The following is a 25,137-nucleotide window of genomic DNA, read 5'->3' as shown; positions in this document are numbered from 1 at the left end:
CTTGAATTGTGAAAACAGGTTTAGTGAAGCTCATTACTTTTCTGATATGCATGCAATTTACTTTGTTATTTCTTTTACTATCAATTCAATGATCGTTTCAATAGGTAATAATCCATCAACGATGTAGTCCGAATTAGGTCTTACTGTACTTAACATATTAAGATAAGCATTTCTACCGCGAGTAAGATAATTAGTGATATCATTTTGAATTATCTCGGTCTTCGTATTTTTGTAATCTCTCTGAATTCGTCTACATAATGCTACATCCAGTGGGTATCAATAAAAATTGTAAAGTTTAATAACTTACTCATTGCCTTGTGCTGATAAGCAAAGGGATAATCAAGTATGATATATTTAAGTGACTGGCTTTCTTCAAACATAGAAGTTTTGAGATCATTAATTAGTGGTGATAAATTCCATTGGCTATGATCAGCCCCGCTCTCTACCCACTCGCAAATATCGTTTGGACTATCGTCAAAATCATACTCATCAAAATAAAAGGCCTTAGAATTCACTAATGTAGTATTCAACTGTTTTACTAATGTGGTTTTGCCACCACCAGATACTGCTGAAACTGCAAAAACAAATGGTTTTGGTTTATTCATCAGTGCACCCTCTTTCAAAAATGAAGATTTTCAAGAGTTTCATTTCTAGATAATGTAATTCATCTATCTCTTAACAGTACCAAATGTAATTTTCATGTTGGGTGCATATGTTAAATAAGAATTATCATCGAATTCCTTTGAAAATAGTAACTCAGCTTCATATTGATTCATTGCCTCATTAAAGGTTAAACCCCGATTCACTAAATTATGAAGAAATCCCTGTTTTTCTCCAGGTAACTCCCCTAAACCTTCCTCCCTCAAAGAGTTATAAAGACTTTGCTTACTTAGCAAGTCCATATTCTGATCTAGGAAATTAACCTTATCACTTACTCTACACTCAACGTTCTTCAAACCTAATTGACTGAGATAGATGGGTAATTTGATTCCAATATTCCCGTCTTTACCCTTGTGATTAAAATCTCCCTCGTACAATTTTTGCAATATACCCAATTTAATCATTTTAGACTGTTCAAGTTCATCAAAACAGTAGTTTGACATGTTAGCAATCCAATGTGGTTCAAAACAAATGACCATTCCCTCATCAAAAACACAATCAATCATCTTCTGAAGTACTTTCTTCGAATCAGACATATGTAATAAAAAAGCATGGCACATTGCTATGTCATACTTTCTGTCGATTGCAACTTCTTCAATATCACTTGCGAAAAATTCTGATGGATAAGGCTGATTTTGAAAGACTTCCCTCGCCTTATTAATAAGTTCATTTCCCTTGTCAACTCCTGTATAGGTTGATCCCTCGGGTAAAAACGGTAACAGCTTAAGCCCCAAATATCCAAATCCACAACCATAATCGATGATGTTCACTGGTTTTAAGATCTTCCAAACAGTCTTTACTAAAAATTCTAAATAATCATCATTGTAATACAAACCTCGAGTATTTCTTAAATATTCAATTTTATGGTCCCAGTAATATTCGGACATCTTAAGGTTCCTTCTTTATTATGACTTAAGGTGACGTAATAGCCTTCTCCGAACTTTCATACAAATCACTTAATTCCTAAACTAATAACCCCGACTCTTTCGTCTATAGATTAATACAAAATAATAATCATGGTACATAGTATAAATATCCTGAAAATATTTCTGGTATTTGTTTTAATGATTTTCATGGTTTTCCTCTTCTTAATAAATCTTTGCGCTAGTATTGTACAAGAGTCTCTCAGCTGTACACTAAGTTATTTGTGCCTTATTGGAACTACTCAATATAATCTTTGTTCTAGATTTACTATCTCTTTAAAAAAGCATGTAGTATTGGTTTATCTGGAGGACTAATATTGTCAGGTAGCTCTTCTAATGCAAAAAATCTAATTTCCGCTACTTCTAACTCGTCGTTATGGATAACCCTATCAAATTCTTTACATATAAATGCAGCCACTACGTTATAGACCTCATCACCGTGTGGATATTTGTAATATAGCTCTTGACCTGAAAATACATCTAATAATTCAAGCTTCTTGGCTTGTAAACCCGTTTCTTCAAATAACTCTCTTTTTGCTACCTGTTCCATTGTTTCCCCTGGCTCTAAGGATCCTCCTGGCAATCCCCACATGCCATTATCAGTTCTTCTCTCAAATAAAATGGTGTTATTATGAAAAACGACGACACAGGCACCTGCCATAATTAAAGGTCTTGTTCCAACGATCTTTCTTAAATCCATTATGTAACCCATAGTTATATCATCTACTTTCTTCGACCGATATACAATAAATGTGAAGACACTCCTAATAGGTGAGGATTCTCAGATTCTTTGTAAATCATATTCATTACTTCTTGAAATTCATCTTCGCCACGAGAATGCCAATATTCAAATTGTTCTGACTTGAATGAACCAGCTATACTAGATGACCCAATCAATTTGAGGCTTTCAAATCCATGGGATTCCATGTAAGGATTAATGTCTTCTATATTAAAATAATACGCCCCTGTGAATCTTCCTTCGTCCTTATGATTAAATATACCGGTTTCTAAAAATGAGCTTATATCCTCTATGTTATCATTCGGTTTCCAATGTTGAGGAAATAATAAGGAAGTCGTTAAATGCCGTATCCTTGTCATAAATGCGACAAATACAATACCATCCCGCTTAGTAACTCGATGCAATTCTTGTACGGCTGAGTCTCGATCTGCTGGTGTCTGTAAGTGATATAACGGTCCCAACATTAGAGAGGCATCAAATTGCTCATCATTGAAAATGTCTAAATTTCTTGCATCAGCAATATGAAAACCTTTGAAATATTCCTCTACATTCAATTCGACTGCCTTCTCACCAGCTATTTCCACTAATCTTGGGGTAAGATCCGTTAGTGTAACATCATAACCACATTTCGCTAATTCAACTGAGTATTTACCCGGTCCAGCTCCGTTATCTAAGATGTGCCCTTTCTGCGGCAGCAAACTCGTTATATGGTGCCAGTTAACAATGAATTCAATAGGCTCTCTATCAAGACGGCCCCATTCGTCAAATCTATTATAATAATTAATCACTTTATCCATGTATAATCCTCTCCTTCATTAATTTTTAATAGACAGAGTAACTCTTTCGTTCAAAAGAAATTATCGCTCCTTTCTTTAATTCAATATATCCCAAAATATCCCTCTATTTCATACAAAAAGCAAATCAAAAATGGACAGCACCCCTTGGGGTATCTGTCCCGATGAATCCTACTAACTTAAAAATGTGCACAAAAAAGCGCACGTCACTTAAGCAACATGCGGCTTTACTATTACCTTGACTATGAATCTCGTAATAAAATTTTATAAAGTTTAATAACACTAATATGCATGCCTTCATGGTACAAATTAAAACTAAGAAATTGCTCAGGCGTTTCCAAAGTCATTCCGGCGGAGGTAGTATAAGGTGGAACAATCTTCTCCTGCAAACGAAGACCAAGCACATCACGTATCCGCTCTTGCTGATTTTTTAGCAAGCTCTCCAACTCTGGCAAGGTAGGAACGGCAATGGAGTTGGGCCTGTTTAAAGGCGTGGTACCATACTCAAACTGCTCCTTGAACCCTTCTGGCAAACGAAGCAGTAGACCCATATATTGAAATGCGAACCTTTCAAGCACAACATAAATGTGTCCTAGCTGCCAACGGATCGTATTTCGAAAACCATCAGGGATTCGGTCGGCGGTTTCCTCGGTAATTCCATCCATCAATTTTAAGGTTTGGCCCCTCACGAAAGCCAGCTGTTTGAACAAATAGTGTTCTATCGTCCTCACTCCTTCAAATCATTGTTTATGGCATATTATACCACAATACATAGCGATGGCTAAGGTAGTCAAAGTTTTTTCTTCCTAGCATACAAAAAGGACAGTTCCTTGTAAGGAACTGCCCGACGCTTCAGGGACATATGTGCTCTCAATCAAAAAGACTACATGTTCAAATTACGCTCTTCTTTGCGAAGCTTACGCGCGGCAAATCGAGTTTCTGCTGTTTCGAATAGGCGTTTTTCTTCATCCGTTTCAGGTATGATTTCCGGCACAGGACACGGTTGTCCGTTGTCATCTAACGCCACGAAGGTTAGGTAGGCCGTCGCAGTACGCTTCTTTTCGCCTGTCAGAAGGTTCTCCGACTCGATTTTCACATATACCTCCATCGAACTTCGATGGGTCCACGTAACAAATGCCTCTAATTGAATAGCCTCACCTAGTTTGACAGGGGCGAAGAAATCCAAGCTATCACTAGATGCAGTTACGACACCTCTGCGCGAATGACGCATCGAGGCAATCGTTGCTACCTTATCTATATATTGCATTACACGGCCGCCAAACACGGTATTATGATAATTCGTGTCTGCCGGCAAAATGATTTCTGTCAGCACGGTTCGGGAAAGTCTTGCTGGTTTTGCTTCCATTGTGATTTCCTCCTGATGATGACTTTTGACTTGGATCATTTAATCTTATTCGTAGTTTAGTTTAAGCAGGCCAGCTGCTTGCTTCGCAAGGCTTCGCGCTTCTTCTACCGTATCTGCACTGCTCAGCGCAACTGCCATGCGGCGTCCCACTTTCGTCTCCGGCTTACCAAAGACGCGAACCTGTGTATTGGGTACGGATAAAGCTTGCTCTAACCCGCTAATTGTATACTCTACCTGTTCACGATCCGCTTTAAGGGTATAGCTAGCACCCGGCGTCAAAAGACGAATACCTGTAATAGGCAGCCCCAGAATTGCTCTAGCATGCAGGGCGAACTCGCTCAAATCCTGCGTTGCCATCGTAACCATCCCTGTATCATGCGGTCGCGGCGATACTTCACTGAAATAAACGCCTTCCTTGGTCAGGAACAGCTCAACCCCATAAAGTCCGAAGCCTCCGAGTGCATCCGTAATGGTTTTGGCCATGTGCTGGGCGTCTAAAATTTGCTGCTCCGTCATTGCATGAGGCTGCCACGATTCGATGTAATCTCCATCCTTTTGAATGTGACCAATCGGCTCACAATACGTTGTTCCTGAAACTGAACGAACAGTCAACAACGTAATTTCAGACTCAAAATGAATGAATTCTTCTACAATTACACGAGCGTTTTTCGCGCGGCCGCCTTCCATGGCGATGTTCCACGATTGTTCCACATTCTCAGGTGTGCGGCATACACTTTGACCTTTACCCGAGGAGCTCATGATCGGCTTAATAACACATGGTGTACCAATCTCCGCAACAGCAGCATGCAATTCTTCTAGGCTATTAGCAAAAGCATACTTAGCTGTCCGCAGCTCTAATGTTTCTGAAGCAAGGCGACGAATCCCCTCGCGGTCCATCGTCAAACGGGAAGCTGTAGCCGTAGGAATGACACGGTAACCCTCCTTTTCAAGCTCAACAAGAACGGGCGTAGCGATAGCTTCAATTTCAGGTACGATAAGATCCGGACGTTCTTGCTCAATTAAAGCTCTAAGCTGCTCTCCATCGAGCATATTAATGACATGACTGCGATGTGCTACTTGCATAGCTGGTGCATTCGCGTAACGGTCAACAGCGATTGTTTCAATCCCCAGGCGCTGCGCTTCGATAACAACTTCTTTCCCAAGTTCTCCGGATCCAAGCAGCATAATTTTCTTGGCTTTGTTCGATAATGGTGCTCCGTACATGAAATGAAATCCCCCTTATGTTATGTCGAAATTAGCTAATAATTGGTTAACATGTATGTAAGTAAAGAAAAAGATAATGGCGATAAGCAGGGCATTTCAGCCGCAATAAACTTAAAAATACCCTGATCTATTGTAAAGGATTTCGACATTAAAAGATAGATTTGAGCAGAAGTTTGCGCAAAATGGGCACCAACTGCTCGGCGAGCTCCTCCACATTGGGGACGACAATACTGCTGCGCCCATACATATTGCGCATAGCCATACGTTCCGTTTCGTGAACAACGCCACTGGCCAGAAAAATACTGATGACCTCAATACCTTGACGCCGAGCGTGCAGCACGGCTTCATAGGTGTCGAGGATACCGACATCATTGTAATTGGCTGCCGAAGGCTCCCCATCCGAGAACACCAAGAGGATGCGCTGCCGTTCTGTGCGCCGCAGCAGCCGCTCCGTCATGCGGCGAATCGCGAAGCCGTCGCGGTTGTCCTGCTGCGGCTCAAGCTGCATCAGAGCCGCGCCGCTTGCGGACGCTAAGGAGGATCCGAAGTCGACCGCAACCTGGAACAGGTTCGGCGCTTCCTGCTCCGTGACGCGGTCCGCGTCCTCCCAGAATCCAACGATTTCGTGCGGGATTCGAAGGTCTCGGAGGGTCTCGTGGAAGAGCACGAGACCGAGCTTGGTTTCGTCCATTTTGTCATACATGGACGCTGAGCAGTCGACGAGCAGCGCAAACGCCGCGTCGAGCTGGGGTACTGGCGCGCGCTTCTTATAGAAGAGGCGCGGCATCTCTTGCGTCACGGCTCGCGTTAACCGCTTGTCGAGCCGCCCGAACAGCCGATCGCCCTGCGGGGCGATCCGTTTCTGCTCCAGCGTGCGCCGAATGGCGCGCTGCAAGGGCTTCGCGAGCGGCGCTGCGCGCTCGCTCAGGCGCCTGTACCCGGCCTCCTGCGCCGCAGTCGGCCGTTCAGGCGCCAGCCACTTCGCCGTCGCATACGCGGCGACTGCGCCCTCTCCGTGCCCCGCGGCGGCGGGCACGGCAGCACCCTCGCGCCGCTCGCCGGAGGCGGCGCCAGTGCGCTTAGCGCGCACCGAGCGCCCTTGGGCGATGGCGAGCGCCTGATCGGCCGCGTCGCCCTCGCGGGGCGCAGACCCCTGCGCGGCTGTGCGCGAGCCGCGCTCGAGCTCGAACCGCAGCAGCCCCGGGCTGCGGTCGCTGCTCTCGCGGTGCCAGGTTGGCATACGCTCCTGGCCCGACTGATGACGACGCTCCCCCTCTTGCTCGGGAAGCACATCATCATTCGCGAGCCGCTTCGCGCGCTTCAGCTCGCCCTTATACCCTGCTGGCAGCGGCTCCGCCACTCCGCTGCCCGGCTGCATCCAGAAATAGGCGGCTGTCGCATCTCTGTCTAGCCAATAAGACAGCGAGTCCATCATCGCCTCGCAGCAAGCGGCAACCTCAGCGGTATGTGTTGCTTCCTCAATCTGCTCCAAAATCGGATAAAGCTGAGCTAACCGGCCAGAAAGTCCAGCACCAGCATCCACCAAGCCTGCATGCCATTCCACACCAGTAAACCAACCATAGACGAATAAAAGAACAGCATCTGCCATCTCGCCTTTGCTCAGGTGTGTGCGCAGCTTATGTTGAAAATAGACTCTCAATATGCGATGCCGATGTGCGAATACGCGGGCGGTCCCCGGTCTGCGAGCTCGACAAATGCGCTCTAATCGCATATCCTCACATAAAGCAAAGAGCGAATTAGCCAACTTCGGGAAACTTGCACTTTGACAAAAGAGTAAATATGACTTAACCGCATCAGCTCCTGTGAACCATGCACTACCGATACCGCGCAGGTAAACATCACTCTTCATTCCTGCCGTTTTATCGACCGCAGGATAATCCCGCCAAAACTGGCTCACGGTTATACGAGCGGAAGCTTCCTCGTAGTCAGCGTGGAACGCTGCTTCTACCTCAAGTTCTTTACGCTTAGTGAACATCCGTGCCAGATCCACAAGCTGCATTTGCAGCATCGCATCGATTTTATCCTCTAATAGGCTTAGCTTTCCTACAAACATAGGCTCAGAATAGCGTCTCGGCCGCATTCATCACGGCTGCACGCTCCCTTTCATCCTCCAATTTATCAGCAATAGCCCGCGCAACTGCCCGCATGGGAGGAATATAAGTCGTCAAATCGCAAGCATCCAGTAAAGCTCGAATCGATCCTGCTTCATCCGGCAGCTGCCCCATTTCAATAAGGGATAGTAGATCGGCAGATAACTGTACGAATGTTCTTAACTTCTTTTCATCCCGTAAAATAGATTTGCTCTTCAACAGTTGAAGCAGTGTCTCACCTTGCAAATAGGGAACATCAATCGTTACAAATCGGTTTTTCAAAGCTTCATTAAGCGGCACTGTGCCAATATAGCCTTCGTTTATCGCTGCAATAACTCGGAAGTCCGGATGTGCTGTAATGACATCCCCTGTAAAAGGGTTTGTAATCGATCTGCGATGATCCAAAACACCGTTGATCAATGGTAAAGTTTCCGGCTTGGCCATATTAATTTCGTCTATGTATAGAAAGTGTCCCTTCGTTATGGCCTTCATGATCGGACCGGGAATGAAAGCAATCTGAGTACGACCCTGCTCATCGTGCGTTAGCGTTTTGAATCCTAGTAAGGCTTCAGCATCGAGATCCGTTGAACAGTTAACGGCATGCATGGGCTGATCAAAGAACGCTGAAACATGCTCAGCCAGCTTCGTCTTACCCGATCCTGTCGGACCCTTCAACAAGACATTTTTACCCAAGTAAAGTGCAATCAAGGTATCCGTTAAAATGTCTTCACGAGGGGCTTCGAAAGCTGCAGTTCCAATCAGTTTACGTTCTTCTGGGGTATAGTCTGTGTGTCTTTGCTGTTTATTCTGCTCTATATGCTCACGTATTTCTTGTGGTAACGTGTCTGTCATCATGACTTTGGCAGTCCTCTCCTGATCCTTTTTGTCCTCTTACTATTTATCAGGGAAGCTTAGCTTGTCAAGCTTTTCAGGGCAGCCACGGTTCATCAATAATCGAGTGAGAATAAAAAGCCATCGATTCTCCGCATTTCGGACAACTCGGCTTGGAAGGAATATCATTATAATACAGCGCTAAGCCGTATGCGGTTTCAAAGTTAATCGCTTGGATCACATCCTCCTTATGAACATAATCACATTCTCGTGAACTACAATAAGCACGGACCTTATACCGATTACTCATACTTTCTTTCAGACATACCTTGCACCATAAATTCAGCTTCTGGTATCATCGTCGAGCTCCTTTTTGAAATCTTTCATTTGATGTGAACGCAAATATATACGACAAAACCCCCAGCAGACAGCTGAGGGAGAGCAACTATGGAACAACTATGAAATAGTTACGCTCTTTGTCTTTTTAAGCATCTTTAAGGTAAAACGTTTCTTTGACCCGAAGAATAGGTTGGGAACGCATACTGGACCATCGTGTTAAATTCATTCAAATACGTATCCATTCGTTTATTATTTCGCTGCTGCGTGTCATAGTACATCATCCGATTCACGAAATGTGGGTTCGAAGAGATGAAAATATTCGTTTCCGGATAAATACGCGTTAACAAATGTCGAATGGCATTAGAACTTTCCGCTGGAATCGGTTTAGCCGAGAGCCAATCCATCTGTGCCCCTACCCCTGAGCCGAACAAGCCTGCTTCGTTTTCCGGGTCGTTATTTTTTGTTAACATTTTAACGCCATCATCGGCGCCCATCGCTTGCATGCCCCCCATATCAACAGCGACATAAATATTGTTATCAGTTACGGCAACAGCAGTAGAGCCTAAGTGTGCCGCTTGAATAATTTGATCCGCTAAATCCCGATTTAGCTGCAAATGCGAGTTGATATGTGCTTTCACATTATCAATCGTAGGTTGAAGCATTGTGGGCTGCGGTGATTGATTGACACTCTTTGCACCCATAGAAGGATTTTCATTGTTTCTTAATGCTGTATCCCAGCTGCCAGCTTTCGGGTTGGCAGAGCTTGCGCCTGCTTGATTTTTTGGACTCGCTGCTGTACAGCCTGCTGACATGCCGACGAGTATAACGGTTACCACGATTTTGACCATCGTTTTTTTCATATAGGCCCCCCTTCAAATAGCTCAAACTTTACTTTTTGTTACTCCCATCATCTTCTTGCGTGTAAGCAATCAGGGCTACCTCATACCCCAGTTCATCCTTCATGCGGGACTCGAGGCTGCGCAGATCTTCCAGCAAATCTTCACGTGTGCCAAAGTTAGCAAAACGGTAGGACTCTGTATCCATGATTTCTCCCCCCTCTCCTAATCAAAAGCCATTGGTTTTAATATGGACATTTATCCTGATTTTTACTAAACAAAAAAACCAGCTTACTCTGTCCTTAGTCGATAGTGTTTGTAAAGGTTGATGCAGAGCAAATAACGATTATTACGTGTATGTTTAGCCAATCGCTTGCTAACTCCGTGTAAAGTTGTAAATTCTAAAACTTTAGGCAGGCTAATTTACTTTTTCTAAGCGAATAATTCATTCACCGTCCAATTTTCTTATATTGAGATGACTTTAATCAGTGTCCTTCTACGTATGTGCTCACTTGAGGTTGCTAGATGAATGGATCCATAGTCGCGGTTGACTGATGTTGTAAAAAGTGCAACAATTTCTCCTTAAATCTCGACTTTCCCCCTTCGTTGTTGCATAATGTACAACAATTTGGTCCTATATAGGCCATTTCGAATCAAATGGGTTCTAATTGTTGTACAAACTGCAACTTCAAGTTGCGAAATAGCCCTTTGGGTTGTGAATTGTTGTAGAAAATGCAACATCGGTAACCAAAATATCAAAACCAATCACAAAACTGAGGAACGACTCCAATAAAAATAGGGAGAAGCTATTGCCTCAGTCCCTACCCCAAAACATATAATTTCTTATTTAACAAAAAGCCCGCCGCCGAATCGTCGGCAAGCGGGCTCTTGGAGAAAAATATGATTAAGGCATTCAATCCTGGCTATTCCTTTTTATTGCGTGTTTCATCCAGTTCTTCAAGCAACTTACGAACCGCTTCCGGGTCTACATTCCCATTTTCACGAAAAGCTCTCAGCTTATTTAACAAATCCTGTGCAATAGCATCATCCTCTGATTGCTGCAATTCATGTGATGGGTCAAACCAAATGTAAAATCCCTCTGGACCGTTTCGCAAAAATGATTTGTTCCAATGCTCTGGATAGGCATAACCCTGCTCCCCAAATATCAAACCGAGCACATCATCGCTGTCAATGGGCAGCAAATAATGAAACGATTCCGGCTCACCAGTGTTCGTAAAATCTCGATGCATGTAAGCATAATGGAGATAATGTTCACCTGTTTCAACATCCTTAGACACCTCATACATGTCAAGCTCCGTTTGCAGCAATTCTTTCACCGAAATAATCCGCGATGCAATCGTCTCTGCTGAAATCTTTTGCTGCTGTAACAATGATGTTTCCATGCTAACCATCCTCCTTTCCAGCTTTAGATAACACGGTACTACATGTCAGCTCTGCGAGTTGCCTCACCTATGGAACCCCGTAAGGAACGTTTAGGCAGTTTCCATTTATAAAAGACCGATAGCATTCTCAGAATCACAATTAGTGAAAATAGCACAGCTAACTGCCAAGCGCCTTGCGTCCAACCTAGTCCGACAAGTGCCCCAGCCAGCATGCCCCAGACAGCATAAATTTCATCCTTGAGCACGAGCGGCTTGCGTCCAGCTAATACATCCCGGACCATCCCCCCGCCAATTCCCGTCAGTACAGCGGCAACAATAATGGCACTGAGCGGATGTCCCATATTCGTCGCATACAAAGCGCCTTGGATAGAAAAAGCAGCTAGACCAATCGCATCAAAGAAAGCTTCCCAAGTTTTCCATAATCGGATGAATCGAACGGGCATAAAGAACACAAGTGTCATTGCAAACAAGGCAATTTGGAAATATAAGCCTTGCTCCCATAAAAGGACAACTGGTTTACCGATCAACAAGTTTCGAATGACCCCTCCGCCGAAAGCCGTAACAAGCCCGAGTACATAGACGCCTAATATATCATATTCTTCTTCCATCGCAACTATGGCTCCACTCACCGCGAATGCAATCGTTCCGATAATACTAAATAACTCCCAATTCACTTCCTGCAGCCCCTGTCTACTCGATGTCCCAATCCAATTTCACTTCATTACCCGTTTGCGACGAACGGTAAATCGCATCCAAGATCAAGTTGTTCGTATAACCCGTCATGACGGATGTTAACGGCTGTAAGCCGCTTTCAATGCACGACAAGAAATGTCTCGCCATACGGACGCGCGGTCCTTCATCGAATTCAGGCACTGTGAGGTCAATGTCAGCTTCGCGATCGAACATTTCTGCGAACAGCTTCCCTTTTGTTCCACGAATCGAGGCACCGCCTTCGCTTCCAAGCAGCTGCACATAAGGTTGGTTATCTGTTTCAATGAGAGCTGCCCAACTTACATCAAGAGATAAAGTAGCGCCATTGTCAAATTTAATCAGAGCCGTTGCCAAATCCTCCACATCATATTGACCATCCCAATTGGGTGCCCCCCAGGATCCAATCCCTTTTTTACGTGGTCCGAATTCAGCGTAGGTCGCTCCATAGACCGATACAGGTTTCGGATTCCCCATCAAATATAAAGATAAATCCAACATATGCACACCCAGATCAATCAAAGGACCGCCGCCGGATTTCCCCATTTGGGTAAACCAAGTTCCCCAGCCCGGAATCCCTTTGCGTCTTAACCAACCTGCTTTTGCGTGATAAATGTGGCCAAGCGCACCTTTCTCAACCTGTTGTTTCACAGCTAGTGACAAGGCATCCCATCGAAGTTGGTGCGGGATCATCAAGACTTTACCTGCTTTGCGCTCTGCTTCAACAATTTGTTTAGCAGAAGCAAGATTTAAAGCCATAGGCTTTTCGAGCATCACGTGCTTACCAGCCTCTAGAGCTTGTACTGCGATAGGCGCATGCCATTCATTGGACACAGCAATAATTACTGCATCTATAGATGGGTCCGATAGCAGCTTGTCCGTACTCTCATAAACACGTTCAATGTTATGTTCTTTGGCTCTAGCTTCAGCAAGTGGCAAATATACATCCGTGACGGCGGTGATTTCGGCCTCCGGCACTTTCTTCAGCACTTCCATATGTACATTTCCGATATTTCCGGAACCTATAATACCTATACGAATTGGTTTTCCAGCTGTCATTTCTATATCCTCCAGAACGTGTTTAGATTTCAATCTTTCTTATTATAAATGTGGTTATCCTTCCTCGCAACAGCCAATCTTTATGCTCAAATTAATCTTTAGGGAACTGGCCCTCTAGAGCTATTCTTTACATATAATAAATTGCTAAAACTTTTTTAATAGTTTGACCCTAACATATCTAACATTTGAAATGTATCCTTAATGTGTAGACCAGAGTAAGAAATGGGTAAGGAGTAAGAAGTTAGTTTTCCCAAAGGAAGACTCGAAGGAGGGCTTAACATGCAAGCATCAACCATTAGATTCAAAAGCAAATCCATCCCCGTGCTTAATTTCACACATAAACGTTCTCATATGGAATTGTTATCGAGTAAACTTAAGGAACTGGAACTAAATTTTGAATTTCGCAAGAAATTAAAAATGATCTCGATGATCGAGATCATTGGTGATGTTGCCATTTTCAAATATAACGACGGCACGAAATTGTATCTGGAAGTTTCTTAATCTTTCGTTGGAAAATATTCTTTCTGTAACTGATCAAGCTCCTGCAGAGAGCGTCGGGCCCACGCTTCCATTTCCGACAGCTTACTAATTTGCGCGAGTAGCGCTCTCTTCAGAGAATCTTGGTAATCCGGAATCTGACCTGCATAAGGACGAATGGTGGATATAGGCATTAAGGCAATTTCTTGATAAGACAACGCCCGTCGTTGATGAAAAAAAGCTACACTCGGATCCATTGGGTTATGTAAATCTCCTTGTGTCGGGTGCTCCTTTACAGCCAAAATACGAACTGCCGCTTTCATCGAACTGCTTACCTCCACAACCTCACCGAAATAAGCGCCTGTTTTATACTCAGCCGTTACGCGATCTCCTATTTGAAAACTACTCATTCGTCAACAACTCCAGTCTTTTCTAATTCACATGCGATTAAGTGGCAGCAGTTTACGATACAGCTCATCCACCGATTGCATGCGGTACATAAATTCTTTCTCTTTTCCCTGTTCTAAGATGACTATACACGGTACACTACTAATTTGCCATTCACGAGTAATTTGCGGAAGAAAGTTAATATTACACTTTACAAGCGGTAAGGCAGGCAGCATTGTCATTATGATGTCTAACATCCGTTCCGTCACTTTGCATGTACCGCAAAAAGGTGTATATAGAAAAACAGCAAACGAACCTTCTTGCGTTCTGCTTACTCGCTCTAGCAGTACCTGCTCCGTTAATTCCTGCATACTAGCTCCCTCTTTCATCCAACCAAGCTAAACTATCTACGGCATACGCGATGAGATGCGGGAAATCATCAATTTGACTTTCATCTACTTTGCGTCCGAAGGATAACGTGATTTGATTATGATAGGAAATTGGATGTAGGCTATATTCATAAGAAAGCAGCTGAACGACTTGGGGACGCTGCTCCCAAATGGCACCTAATTGCTCTTCGATATAAGGGCACTCGATATCTGGGTTTTTAACTTTGGTAAAAAGCTTAATGGTCAACGTACAGCCTGGCTTAGCTGATGGATTTTCTAAAATTTCTGCTGCTAAATCACTCAAATGAACATGCAGGTTAATTTCGGCTTTGCTTGGTTTATCTATCTTACGGGCAAATTCAATGGCATATGTGCGTGACATCGAGGATAGATCAACTTGATCTTGCCGCCGCGTAATGATAATTTTACCGTCCAAATCCAAGTCATAGACGGCTCCTTCAAGCACAACCTTAATATTGTCATAGATCGTTGGATCAAACATCTCCTACACCTTCTTTCATCTTTTGTTAGATTCGATTATACTAAAAGCATACCACGTAAAGAAGGTGTTCCTATGTCAGACAAGCCTGAAGATCAGCTGGGTGAACAACAAGGCCCAAAAAAAGTTAGTTTAGCTGATGCCATTAAGCAGAAACTAGCCCAAAAGAAAGCGGATCAAGCCGCTGCACGCGCAAACCCGAAACAAGCTGGAAACAATAATCAAAGCGGAAAAAGTCAAATGACCAAAAAAGTAAACAATCAACGCCGTCGTACCGGCGGCAGCTAAACGTCGCTTTGCGTAGGCAAAAGCGCCCTGAGAGTAATACGTCAGGGCGCTTTTCATTTATCTTTACGCGTATTGCGCTTCGCGTTGTTTTTGTACGTCTTCGCTTTCTAGGTATTCATCATAAGTAAACATTTTATCGATGAGTCCTTTAGGCGTGATTTCCATAATACGTGTAGCAATCGTTTGGATGAACTGATGGTCATGGGAGACGAAAAGAATCGTTCCGTCGAAATCAACAAGACCATTGTTAAGTGCAGTAATGGACTCCAAATCCAAGTGGTTCGTAGGCTCATCAAGAATGAGGACATTGGCTCCGCTTAGCATCATTTTGGAGAACATGCAGCGTACTTTCTCTCCACCCGAAAGAACGTTTGCTTTCTTCAGTGCTTCTTCGCCTGAGAACAACATACGGCCCAGGAAGCCGCGCAAGAAGGATTCATCTTGGTCTTTGGAGTATTGACGAAGCCAATCCACCAAAGTTAAATCAGAGTTGAAATAATCTTGGCTGTCTTTAGGGAAGTAAGCTTGGGAAGTTGTAATCCCCCATGTGTACGTACCCTCATCCGCTTCCATTTCACCCATCAGGATTTTGAAGAGCGTCGTTTTGGCGATGCCGTCCGGACCAACAAAGGCAACTTTATCCCCTTTATTGATGGTAAACGAGATGTTGTCTAAGACTTTTACGCCATCAATCGTTTTGGACAATTTCTCAACAGCCAGCAGCTGCTTACCCGCTTCACGCTCACCTTTGAAGTGAATGAACGGATATTTACGGCTGGATGGTCTGATATCTTCAAGAGTAAGCTTCTCGAGTTGTTTTTTACGGGATGTAGCTTGCTTCGATTTGGAGGCATTCGCGCTAAAGCGTGCGATAAAGGCTTCCAACTCTTTACGTTTTTCTTCGGTTTTCTTATTCGCGTCTCTCGTCAAACGAAGTGCCAGTTGGCTGGACTCATACCACCAGTCGTAATTCCCGACATACATTTGAATTTTTCCAAAATCAATATCCGCAATATGCGTACATACTTGGTTCAGGAAGTGACGATCATGGGATACAACGATAACAGTGCCTTCAAATCGGGAAAGGAAGTTCTCCAGCCAACGAATGGACTCTAAGTTCAAATGGTTGGTAGGCTCATCCAGCAGCAAAATATTCGGATTGCCGAACAAGGCTTGTGCTAAGAGCACACGTACTTTCTCATTACCATCAAGGTCTTTCATTTTCGTATCATGCATGGAAGTCGGGATACCGAGACCGATGAGAAGCTCAGCTGCATCCGATTCCGCCTGCCAGCCATCTAGATCCTGGAATTCGCCTTCGAGATCAGCCGCTTTCATGCCATCTTCTTCTGTAAAATCAGCTTTGGCATACAAAGCATCTTTCTCTTCCATAATTTTAAATAAGCGAGCATGACCCATCATGACAGTTTTCAAAACATCGATTTCGTCAAACTCGTAATGGTTTTGTTTCAAAACAGCCATTCTCTCGCCAGGTGTTATGTTGACTTCGCCTGTGTTAGGCTCAATCTCACCGGAAAGAATTTTCAGAAAAGTTGATTTACCGGCACCATTTGCTCCGATTAGTCCGTAGCAGTTACCCGGTGTAAATTTGATATTGGCGTCCTCGAATAGGGCTCTCTTGCCGTAACGAAGCGTCACGTTATTAACATTAATCATGTTTAGTACATACCTGCCTTTATAGTAGTTTGTTCTATCATATCATATATAGGGATCTTTAATCGAAGATTAAAGTCTCTCCTTTTTGGGATCCCTTATCGAAGAGCGAAGTCTCTCCTTTTTGGGATCCCTTATCGAAGAGCGCAGTCTCTCCTTTTTGGGATCCCTTATCGAAGAGCGAAGTCTCTCCTACTTGTTTCGTTCTATTTCCTCTAGCAACTCGGATAAATAAGTCCATCTTTCCATCGCTGCTTCCAGATCCACTGCCGTTTGCTGCTCTTGCTCATACAGCTCGCGAACACGGTCAAAGTCGCTGCCTGCCGCTTCAATTTGCTTTTTCAAGCTAGCCGCTTTGTCTTCCAGAGAAGCTATCGTACTCTCGATTTCGTCCCATTCCTTCTGTTCTTTGAACGTTAGCTTCTTGGGACGGTTCGCATTCGATGTACCCCCCGCTGCCGCAGGACTGCTAATAACGGCTGCTGAAGCTGTGTTGGAACCAACATTAGACTTGGCAGAGCTTGCATTACGTATCAATTCTTTCCGAGTCTGATCCGCTTCGGCCTGCTCCTGCTTCTCTTCCAAGTAATCGGAGTAGTTGCCAATGTATGGCTCGATCTGGCCTTTACCGTCAAATGCAAATAGATGCGAAACCGTACGATCCAAAAAGTATCGATCATGAGAAACCGTAATAACGGCTCCAGGAAATTGATCCAGATAATCTTCCAGTATGGTCAAAGTTTGGATATCCAAGTCGTTGGTCGGCTCATCCAGAAGCAGTACGTTGGGTTCTCCCATAAGTGTGCGGAGCAAATAAAGTCTGCGCCGTTCACCGCCAGAGAGCTTTCCGATCGGCGACCACTGCAGGGTTGGCGAAAAGAGGAAGCGTTCGAGCATTTGCGACGCCGAGATGGTCTCTCCATCAGCTGTGCGGATCTGCTCCGCAACCTCCTTGATGTACTCGATGACGCGCATCTTCTCATCCATCTCGACATTCTCTTGTGTGTAGTAGGCAAGCTTCACGGTCGTGCCGGTCTCGATCGTCCCGCTATCGGGCTGAATACGCCCGGCGAGCATGTTCAGCAGCGTCGATTTGCCGCTGCCGTTCGGACCGATGATGCCGAGGCGATCCCTCGGCATCACGATGTAGCTGAAGCCGCTCAGCAGCGGCTTCCCGCTCTCGAAAGCTTTGGTGACGTCTTCCAGCTCCATCACCTTCTTGCCAAGACGGCTGCCAGCCAGCGCCATGTCAAGCTTCTCCCCGGGACCATCCACCTTGCGGTCCCGTAATTCCTCGGCGCGCCCAATGCGCGCCTTCTGTTTCGTCGTGCGCGCCTTCGCGCCGCGACGGAGCCAAGCCAGCTCGCGGCGCAATAGATTCTGCCGCTTATCTTCGCTGGATGCTTCGGACTCCATCCGCTCCGACTTCTTCTCGAGGAACCACTCGTAGTTCCCCTCGTAGCTGTAGATCTTGCCCCGGTCAAGCTCTAGAATGCGGGTGGTTACCCGCTCTAGGAAGTACCGGTCATGAGTAACGAGCAGCAAGGCTCCGCGCCATTTGCTAAGGAATTCCTCGAGCCAGATGGCCGTCTCGTTATCAATATGGTTCGTCGGCTCATCTAAGATGAGCAGATCGGCGGGCTGAATGAGAACGCGCGCCATGGCAACGCGTTTGCGCTGACCGCCGGACAGCTGGCCGACGGGCTTGTCGAACTCGCTGATGCCTAGCTTCATCAGCACGGTTTTGGCCAAGGTGCTGGCTTCCCAGGCACCTTGCTCATCCATACGCGACTGGGCGCTGAACAGTCGCGTTTGTTTCTTCTCGTTGGAGGCGTCCAGCTCCAAGTCAGCAAGAGCAAGCTCATAGTCGCGCAGCGTCTTCATGAGCGGTGTATCGCCGTGGAATACTTGCTCTAGAACCGTAGAGTTCGGATCGAACTCCGGGTTCTGCGGCAAGTATTCCACGCGGAAATGGTTCGCGTGCACCAGCTTACCGCGATCCGCTGTTTCCAGCCCCGCCAGCAGCTTCAGCAGCGTGGACTTGCCTGTTCCGTTCACGCCAATGAGACCGATGCGCTGCTTCTCGTTCACCGTGAACGAAATATCATCGAACAGCACCTTGTCGCCGAATGTTTTGGTTATATTGACTGCACTAAGTATATTCATGCGTGGGCCGGCTCCATGATATAGGCCGCAAGAAGAGCTGCTGTGTTTACTACAGCATCCATATGCGTTCTTTCCATGCTATGTGACGCATGAACACCTGGTCCCACCAACGCTGCACGAATATCGCGTCCACCTCTAAGCGCGGCAGATGCATCTGAACCGTATCGCGGATAAATATCAACCGCATAGCCGATTTCCAGCTTCTCGGCCAGCTCAATCATTTTCGAAGTCATTTGATAATCATAAGGACCTGAGGAATCCTTCGCGCAAATCGATACATCAAGCTCGCTACCACTCAAGTCATCACCAAGGGCCCCCATATCTACAGCAATAAAATCTGTAATATCGTCAGGGATAAAGGAAGAACCATGACCAACCTCTTCATAATTGGAGAAGAACAGCTTGATCGTAAATTCAGGCTTCAAGCCCTCATCTTTGATCAGCTTTAATAGCCCAAATAAGGAAGCAACACTCGCTTTATCATCCAAATGACGCGACTTCACGAAGCCATTTTCCTTCACCTGTACGCGCGGATCGAACGATATATAATCCCCCACTCGAATGCCAAGATCTTGTACCTCTTTCTTGGTCTTCACAAGCTCATCAATACGCACTTCCATATTGGCTTCATCCCGTTTATACTCTCTGGCATCTTCATAGACATGAACAGATGGCCTCGACGTCAGAATAGTCCCATCATAAACGCGTTCATCACGCGTATGAATTTGAACGTATTCATTTTCAATAGCGCCCATCATAAAGCCGCCCAATGAAGTGATTTTCAAAGTGCCATTATCTTTGATCGAACGCACCATAGCGCCAAGTGTATCCACGTGAGCAGAAATGCCAATGACTCGATCTTGGCGGGTACCAGGAATCGTTACAATGCCGCAGCCCTTATTCGTATATGTAAGCTCAAATCCGAGCTTATTCACTTCTTGTTCAACTCTTTGCATAATGTGATGCGTGTAGCCTGTTGGGCTTGGAGTCCGCAGCAGCAGCTCTAGAATTTCTTTCATATAAGCTTTATTTAACTTCGTTTTCACTCGGGATTCCTCCCTTTTCTATTTATTAGATTTCCTCTAAAGACACAAGGATAAACGACTTCGTCGTCCTTAAAGGACGATCGCGTTTGTCAAGGTTGATGCGAAGCAAAAGTATAAAAACTTATACTTTCTTATCAACTGGGAAAACCTCTATCGAGGCCCTTCAAAGATAAGCGACCGCGTGTAGAGGTGAGAGACTTCGGTCTACGACCAAAGATCCCTATAGCGGAGAGACTTTGGTCTACGACCAAAGATCCCTATATTAGGTTTATCGCCAATAATAAAGCGGTTTTCGTGACCCGAAAACTTTTGTTATGTGGTAAAAAAAACAGTGCAGCCTAGGATTCTAAAGCAAGCCCGTGACATAAGTCACAAACAAGTCTCTTCTAGTGATACTACACTGTTCCCCTATGTTTTTCAAACTAGATTAGCTTACAAAATCAACGCAAATGGACGTTCCATCAAGGACTGTCTTCATATGGGCCTTCACTTCTTCATGAACGGGATGTGTGTCATATACCTTGAGATCTTCTAAAGAATCAAATTTGGTAATCAAAGCAATATCATACGAACGTTCCAGATGCAAAATGTCGATTCCAACCTCAATATGCCGCAGGATCGGGATTTTACCTTCCATGTTCGTAAGTACAGCCTTTGTTACTTCAACCGCTTCCGGACTGCGATCTTTGAGCTTAAAAAACACAACGTGAGTTAACATGAATGATTTCCCCCTAATTGGTTACTTTTGCAGACCATTCTTCAACGTCCCACACTCTTGTTACCCAACCTTCATAAAATTCAGGTTCGTGACAAACGAGCAGTACGGTACCTTTATATTCTTTCAAAGCCCTTTGAAGCTCTTCTTTGGCAACAACGTCCAAATGGTTCGTAGGCTCATCGAACAACAACCAATTGCTTTCTCTCATCAGAAGTTTACAGAGCCTTACTTTCGATTGTTCTCCACCGCTAAGCTTACTCATAGCACGCGTGATGTGCTCATTTTTGAGCCCTACCCTTGCAAGTGCCCCTCTGACCTCATTTTGAGTCATCGAAGAGAACTCGTTCCATACGTCATCGATCGGTGTCATGTTCGGAGCTTTAATCTCTTGTTCAAAATAAGCAGGACTCAAGTAGTCTCCACGGTACGTTTTACCGTTGAAAGGCTCCAGCTTACCAAGAATCGTTTTGAGAAGTGTAGATTTACCTACACCGTTGCATCCGACAATAGCGATTTTCTCGCCGCGCTCAATCGTTACATTCATCTTCGGTAAAAGAGGACGATCATAACCGATTTCCAAGTTTTCTGCTTCAAAAACAACTCTGCTGCTTGAACGCGATTCCTTGAACACAAAAGTCGGTTTCATTGCCGTCTCCGGACGCTCAATTCGGTCAATCTTATCAAGTTGTTTTTCCCGGCTCTTGGCACGGGTTGAAGTTGACGCCCGCGCTTTATTACGCGCAATGAAATCTTCTTGTTTTTTAATGTACTCTTGCTGCTTTTCATAAGCGTCAATATGCTGTGTTTTGTTCATTTCAGCCATATCCAGGAATTTCTCGTAATTCGCCGTGTAGCGAGTTAGCTTCGTGAATTCCAAGTGGTATACCACGTTTACGACTTCATTCATGAATTCAGTATCATGTGAAATCAACATAAAGGCAAACGGATAATCTTTGAGGTACATTTTCAGCCATTCAATATGTTCAACGTCCAGATAGTTGGTCGGCTCATCTAAGAGAAGAACAGTCGGTTTCTCCAAAAGGAGTTTAGCCAAAAGAACCTTCGTCCGTTGTCCACCGCTAAGGGAAGTAACATCACGGTCTAAACCAATGGCATTAAGGCCAAGACCATTACCCATTTCTTCGATTTTCACATCTAGCATATAGAAACCGCCGATATCCAAACGCTCTTGAATTTCGCCCATTTGCTCCAGAAGAACCTCAAGTTCTTCCGGTGTGGCATCACCCATTTTCTCGGTTATCGCCATCATCTCCTTCTCCGCTTCAAAGAGAGGAAGAAAAGCATCGCGCAGAATATCGCGAATGGTTTTGCCCGGTTCTAACACGGAATGCTGGTCCAAATATCCGTAATGAACGCGCGGCGTCCATTCAACCTTACCTGTATCTTTAAGAACTTTTCCGGTTAATATATTCATTAACGTGGATTTACCCACGCCATTAGCTCCAACAATACCGACGCGCTCGCCAGCGAGCAGACGGAAGGATACATTTTTAAATAACGTACGATCTCCAAAGCTATGGCTTAAATCTTCAATTGTCAAAAGACTCATCTCGTAATTCCAAACTCCTGTCTATTTCGAAGATAATCGCACATACTCGCGACTTCTTATTATACCACTGCTCATGCAAGACAGGAATAGGTAAATTCATCTGGGAAGCGTATTCATTCTCTTTTATCCAAAACTATGCAAAAAAACGTCCCCCATGGGACGCTGCAAATTGTGCCATATGATCGTGATATTGCCTTAATCTCACAAACGAAATTTAATCTCCTGCCTTACAATTCGTATTTCGTCTCCATCCTTCAACGGGTAGGATTGATAGGTAACCAATGGTTCGCCATTTAAATAGGTCCCATTCGTTGATCCTGTATCTTTAATCACATAACCCTCTTCATTCTTCATTATTTCAGCATGTATTCTGGATGCTCCAGCTTCTTCCAAAACATAATCAACCTTCAAACTTGCATCTCCTCTGCCCATTGTAAAATGATCTTTATTCAGTGGAACAGTTTTAGTAGCGCCTTCGGTTTGCCATTCAATCCTGGCTCCTAATGGTTGATTCATTAGCCTTCCGAGGAAAACTGTAGCGTTTGGCTTTTTGTGATTGAGCAAGGTCGTATGCTTATGCAAATTCTCATAATAATTTTGGATATTTATCGGTTCAGGTGTTGGAGTTGCTAGGTTTAGGTCTAGCTGCTTCTCTGCAACCGGGAAGATGGGCAGGTTAACACCAGTGCTCACTTTTGCATGCCGTTGAAAGCGAGGTAATCCCAAAAATTGAATGATAAACCAAACATTCATGAGTAAAATCGAAATTCCTGCGGTTATTTGCAAAGTACCTGTAGATGGGTATGTAAAATAATTCTGCCATAGAAACGCGATTAGCAAAATAACAGCAGTAAGGACTATCGTTCGTGACCGTCCCGATAAAGCTATAAAAGATACCGGATTGCCCTGTTCTTTATTCATTTTCGGAACATTATTGGGCTGCATTAACTCCTCTATGGAGGTGTTTATCCGAACTTGCTGCTGACCTTCGTCCCGCTTCCAAAGCGGCTTAGGCAACCCATTTTCTTTTGCAGGTGACAATTGCATGTTGAGAGGTATTTCTGTTGAATGTTCATCAACATGATTAGATATCTGAAAAGCTTCTTGCACGAGTGGTTGTTCGTCCATCAGAGCTAGCAGATTCTCCTTAAATCCTTGCAAGCTCTGATTCCGTGATAATGTCTCCATCCACGATACCACCACGACCCTATCATCATCGTTCAATTTCTGTGAGAGTTGTTTCATCAGAGACTCAAGCGACTTGAAGACGGAATCTTCAACATCAATTGGTTCAAGCGGCACATAAGTCAGATATACATCCGACCAATCACTGCCAATGAAGATGAAATTATCTTTCAAAACGTATCCTGATTCAAAAAGCATGTAATTTTTACTTTCTCCAACTGCACAAACAATGGCATACATGAGCTTTGCAAAATGTTGTTTAGATAACTCCTCCACCTTCAGAACATGGGCCAGCATTCGTTTGGCCGACAAGTTATAAAGTAAACTTATGCGGAAATCCACCTCTTGTATTTCTAACGGTAGAAGGTTCGGCACGTCGTTAGCTTCAAGCATCCTGACCTGCAGAGTTGAAAGAGTCTTAGAATCCAAACCGTCCTCCTTATACAACACCATATAATGACCATGTCGATATACAAATTCATAACGGAGTCCAAAAACTTCTTGCGTCATGGATTCACCTCTCTCATAAAAACGAATAATACCAAGCCAATGCCACGCCCGGTACAACTGCATACATAAACGGAAATTTCATGTTTTTTTGATGTTTCATTCCTAGCAGACTGCCCATATCTTGTATAACAACAATAGAAACTAGCCATGCAGCAAGTTTATGACCTGTATTTATCATCTGTTTACGGATAAAGAGCAAGATAAGTCCTATAAATCCTGCACATAGAATGGCATACAGCATCGATTGAAGCACGAATGCAAATCCCATTATCGCCCCAATTGCAGCAAAAAGCTTTACATCACCTGCACCTAGAGCACCAAAAAAATAAAGTAAAAGTAGAGCTGTAAACCCAGTAATTGCACCAATCCCAGCAAAAAACACACCGCTCCACCCCTCCATAAATGCGTGGTATACAAAACCAATCATTGTTCCACAGAAAGTAACCTTGTTTGGGATCAGTGATTTATGTGCGTCAATCACAAATGCAATAGCTATAAGTATAAATAAGATCAAATGAATCAAAGGAAAAAGGTCCCTCCTAAAGTTTTCTTGAGAATCTTAGGCGCCTACCCATGCCCGCTCAACAGCCTTTTTCTTTAATATTATCGTGTGACTTATAAACGGCAGCGGAAGCTTGTAAGTCATTTGAGCTTCTATACCAAAAAAAGCATTGCCACGGCTTTCCATACTCGGGAGGGTCACTGAAATGACCTTAAATTTCTCTTTCTTCATGATTGTTTGATTGCAAAATGCATAAACAATCGGTGTGAAAGCCGCATGAATGCGAGGCTTAACTTGACTCTCGTAAAGTTCGTCCAGTTCTGCTTGAGCTTTTCCTTCTCCTAACTCACGCTTTTCTTTTTCCCATTTAACAAGCTCCAGGAGTGAATTCGGAATGTAAGCGGCATATTCATCTGCCAGATTCTCCGTGTTCTTCACTTGATCTCGAGCCGTTTTTACACGATCTACAACTGATGTCAACATTTCATCAGCACGGCTATGATCAAATTTCGATTTGGCTTCTTGAACAAGAAGCCGTACAGGGTATAATTGACCGGCAACCGACTTTGTTGCTTCCGATACCCCGGCTTGCAGCTCCATTTCTAATACGGCAATCTGAATACATATGATCAGACCAATCACAAAAGCTAAAAAGAAGGGCAGCACTAAAGAAGCCTCCAGCACCATGCCGCCTTTTTGCTCATGGTGGAACTTTCGAAGCATAAACAGCCCC

The 25,137-nt window shown here is 44.3% G+C and carries 27 protein-coding genes; 2 read left to right on the top strand and 25 right to left on the bottom strand.

The window, feature by feature from the left end; genetic code table 11:
• Positions 1-260: 260 nt before the first annotated feature.
• The 14 genes from ASG85_RS36900 to ASG85_RS10665 all read right to left on the bottom strand — a co-directional run bounded on the left by ASG85_RS36900 (position 261) and on the right by ASG85_RS10665 (position 12,993).
• The gene (locus ASG85_RS36900) at positions 261-605 is read right to left on the bottom strand and encodes a hypothetical protein (protein ID WP_082588046.1); all 345 of its coding nucleotides are present in this window, start codon (positions 603-605) and stop codon (positions 261-263) included.
• Positions 606-668: 63 nt separating this feature from the next.
• A complete protein-coding gene (locus tag ASG85_RS10725; RefSeq protein ID WP_060646186.1) occupies positions 669-1,547 on the bottom strand; it encodes a class I SAM-dependent methyltransferase in 879 nt (292 codons plus the stop codon).
• Positions 1,548-1,851: 304 nt separating this feature from the next.
• Entirely contained in the window at positions 1,852-2,295 is a 444-nt protein-coding gene (locus ASG85_RS10720; protein ID WP_060646185.1) for an NUDIX hydrolase, read from the bottom strand.
• 11 nt (positions 2,296-2,306) lie between these two features.
• Complete coding sequence (locus tag ASG85_RS10715; RefSeq protein WP_060646184.1) at positions 2,307-3,119, bottom strand: class I SAM-dependent methyltransferase; 813 nt, start codon at positions 3,117-3,119, stop codon at positions 2,307-2,309.
• Between the two features lie 239 nt (positions 3,120-3,358).
• A complete protein-coding gene (locus ASG85_RS10710; protein WP_268796102.1) occupies positions 3,359-3,805 on the bottom strand; it encodes a DinB family protein in 447 nt (148 codons plus the stop codon).
• A 194-nt stretch (positions 3,806-3,999) separates the two neighbouring features.
• The gene (locus tag ASG85_RS10705) at positions 4,000-4,482 is read right to left on the bottom strand and encodes an acyl-CoA thioesterase (protein WP_029195928.1); all 483 of its coding nucleotides are present in this window, start codon (positions 4,480-4,482) and stop codon (positions 4,000-4,002) included.
• Positions 4,483-4,527: 45 nt separating this feature from the next.
• Entirely contained in the window at positions 4,528-5,706 is a 1,179-nt protein-coding gene (purT, locus tag ASG85_RS10700) for a formate-dependent phosphoribosylglycinamide formyltransferase (RefSeq protein ID WP_057302399.1), read from the bottom strand.
• Between the two features lie 148 nt (positions 5,707-5,854).
• Positions 5,855-7,735 (bottom strand): nitric oxide reductase activation protein NorD, encoded by a 1,881-nt coding sequence (locus ASG85_RS10695; RefSeq protein ID WP_235550103.1) that lies wholly within the window; start codon positions 7,733-7,735, stop codon positions 5,855-5,857.
• 49 nt (positions 7,736-7,784) lie between these two features.
• On the bottom strand, positions 7,785-8,672 hold the full coding sequence (locus ASG85_RS10690) for an ATP-binding protein (protein WP_060646182.1): 888 nt from the start codon (positions 8,670-8,672) through the stop codon (positions 7,785-7,787).
• A gap of 470 nt (positions 8,673-9,142) precedes the next feature.
• Positions 9,143-9,847 (bottom strand): hypothetical protein, encoded by a 705-nt coding sequence (locus tag ASG85_RS10680; RefSeq protein ID WP_060646181.1) that lies wholly within the window; start codon positions 9,845-9,847, stop codon positions 9,143-9,145.
• 28 nt (positions 9,848-9,875) lie between these two features.
• Positions 9,876-10,031, bottom strand: coding sequence for a hypothetical protein (locus ASG85_RS37755; RefSeq protein ID WP_156389908.1), 156 nt, complete (start codon positions 10,029-10,031; stop codon positions 9,876-9,878).
• Between the two features lie 715 nt (positions 10,032-10,746).
• Positions 10,747-11,226 carry a hypothetical protein gene (locus tag ASG85_RS10675; RefSeq protein ID WP_156389907.1) on the bottom strand — a complete coding sequence of 160 codons (480 nt, stop codon included), beginning with the start codon at positions 11,224-11,226 and terminating at the stop codon, positions 10,747-10,749.
• A gap of 38 nt (positions 11,227-11,264) precedes the next feature.
• A complete protein-coding gene (locus tag ASG85_RS10670; RefSeq protein ID WP_057302395.1) occupies positions 11,265-11,900 on the bottom strand; it encodes a trimeric intracellular cation channel family protein in 636 nt (211 codons plus the stop codon).
• Between the two features lie 16 nt (positions 11,901-11,916).
• On the bottom strand, positions 11,917-12,993 hold the full coding sequence (locus tag ASG85_RS10665) for a Gfo/Idh/MocA family protein (RefSeq protein ID WP_057302394.1): 1,077 nt from the start codon (positions 12,991-12,993) through the stop codon (positions 11,917-11,919).
• Positions 12,994-13,272: 279 nt separating this feature from the next.
• Between ASG85_RS10665 and ASG85_RS10660 the strand changes: the two genes are divergently transcribed.
• Positions 13,273-13,494, top strand: a complete 222-nt coding sequence (locus tag ASG85_RS10660; protein WP_057302393.1) for a hypothetical protein — start codon at positions 13,273-13,275, stop codon at positions 13,492-13,494.
• Here ASG85_RS10660 and ASG85_RS10655 read toward each other — a convergent pair.
• From ASG85_RS10655 to ASG85_RS10645, 3 genes are read right to left on the bottom strand one after another with little or no spacing between them, the layout of a single operon-like run.
• On the bottom strand, positions 13,491-13,880 hold the full coding sequence (locus ASG85_RS10655; protein WP_057302392.1) for a kinase-associated lipoprotein B: 390 nt from the start codon (positions 13,878-13,880) through the stop codon (positions 13,491-13,493). The two genes, ASG85_RS10660 and ASG85_RS10655, sit on opposite strands and share 4 nt — an antisense overlap.
• A 27-nt stretch (positions 13,881-13,907) precedes the next feature.
• The gene (locus tag ASG85_RS10650; protein ID WP_057302391.1) at positions 13,908-14,228 is read right to left on the bottom strand and encodes a thioredoxin family protein; all 321 of its coding nucleotides are present in this window, start codon (positions 14,226-14,228) and stop codon (positions 13,908-13,910) included.
• A 1-nt stretch (position 14,229) separates the two neighbouring features.
• Positions 14,230-14,748, bottom strand: a complete 519-nt coding sequence (locus tag ASG85_RS10645) for a hypothetical protein (protein WP_060646180.1) — start codon at positions 14,746-14,748, stop codon at positions 14,230-14,232.
• Positions 14,749-14,820: 72 nt separating this feature from the next.
• Here ASG85_RS10645 and ASG85_RS10640 point away from each other — a divergent pair, with 72 nt between their 5' ends.
• Positions 14,821-15,033 carry a hypothetical protein gene (locus ASG85_RS10640; protein WP_051253490.1) on the top strand — a complete coding sequence of 71 codons (213 nt, stop codon included), beginning with the start codon at positions 14,821-14,823 and terminating at the stop codon, positions 15,031-15,033.
• A gap of 63 nt (positions 15,034-15,096) precedes the next feature.
• On the opposite strand, the gene ASG85_RS10635 is transcribed toward ASG85_RS10640, so the two are convergent.
• The 8 genes from ASG85_RS10635 to ASG85_RS10600 all read right to left on the bottom strand — a co-directional run bounded on the left by ASG85_RS10635 (position 15,097) and on the right by ASG85_RS10600 (position 25,127).
• On the bottom strand, positions 15,097-16,710 hold the full coding sequence (locus ASG85_RS10635) for an ABC-F family ATP-binding cassette domain-containing protein (protein WP_057302389.1): 1,614 nt from the start codon (positions 16,708-16,710) through the stop codon (positions 15,097-15,099).
• 189 nt (positions 16,711-16,899) lie between these two features.
• The gene (locus ASG85_RS10630) at positions 16,900-18,873 is read right to left on the bottom strand and encodes an ABC-F family ATP-binding cassette domain-containing protein (RefSeq protein WP_060646179.1); all 1,974 of its coding nucleotides are present in this window, start codon (positions 18,871-18,873) and stop codon (positions 16,900-16,902) included.
• Positions 18,870-19,919 carry a M42 family metallopeptidase gene (locus tag ASG85_RS10625; protein WP_235549179.1) on the bottom strand — a complete coding sequence of 350 codons (1,050 nt, stop codon included), beginning with the start codon at positions 19,917-19,919 and terminating at the stop codon, positions 18,870-18,872. The genes ASG85_RS10630 and ASG85_RS10625 overlap by 4 nt, the downstream gene beginning before the upstream one ends.
• Positions 19,920-20,346: 427 nt before the next feature.
• A complete protein-coding gene (locus ASG85_RS10620) occupies positions 20,347-20,637 on the bottom strand; it encodes a Dabb family protein (protein ID WP_057302387.1) in 291 nt (96 codons plus the stop codon).
• A 13-nt stretch (positions 20,638-20,650) separates the two neighbouring features.
• Positions 20,651-22,207: an ABC-F family ATP-binding cassette domain-containing protein gene (locus ASG85_RS10615; RefSeq protein ID WP_057302386.1), complete on the bottom strand. Its 1,557-nt coding sequence runs from the start codon at positions 22,205-22,207 to the stop codon at positions 20,651-20,653.
• A gap of 201 nt (positions 22,208-22,408) precedes the next feature.
• On the bottom strand, positions 22,409-23,902 hold the full coding sequence (locus ASG85_RS10610; protein WP_060646178.1) for a DUF6382 domain-containing protein: 1,494 nt from the start codon (positions 23,900-23,902) through the stop codon (positions 22,409-22,411).
• Positions 23,903-23,915: 13 nt separating this feature from the next.
• Positions 23,916-24,425 (bottom strand): prepilin peptidase, encoded by a 510-nt coding sequence (locus ASG85_RS10605; protein ID WP_060646177.1) that lies wholly within the window; start codon positions 24,423-24,425, stop codon positions 23,916-23,918.
• A gap of 36 nt (positions 24,426-24,461) precedes the next feature.
• A complete protein-coding gene (locus ASG85_RS10600) occupies positions 24,462-25,127 on the bottom strand; it encodes a TadE/TadG family type IV pilus assembly protein (RefSeq protein ID WP_060646176.1) in 666 nt (221 codons plus the stop codon).
• Positions 25,128-25,137: the final 10 nt, after the last annotated feature.

The organism is Paenibacillus sp. Soil724D2, from assembly GCF_001427935.1.
In the GTDB taxonomy this organism is placed as follows: domain Bacteria; phylum Bacillota; class Bacilli; order Paenibacillales; family NBRC-103111; genus Paenibacillus_E.
Note: the sequence above shows the minus strand (reverse complement) of the source record. Positions and strands in the feature narration are given on the sequence as shown.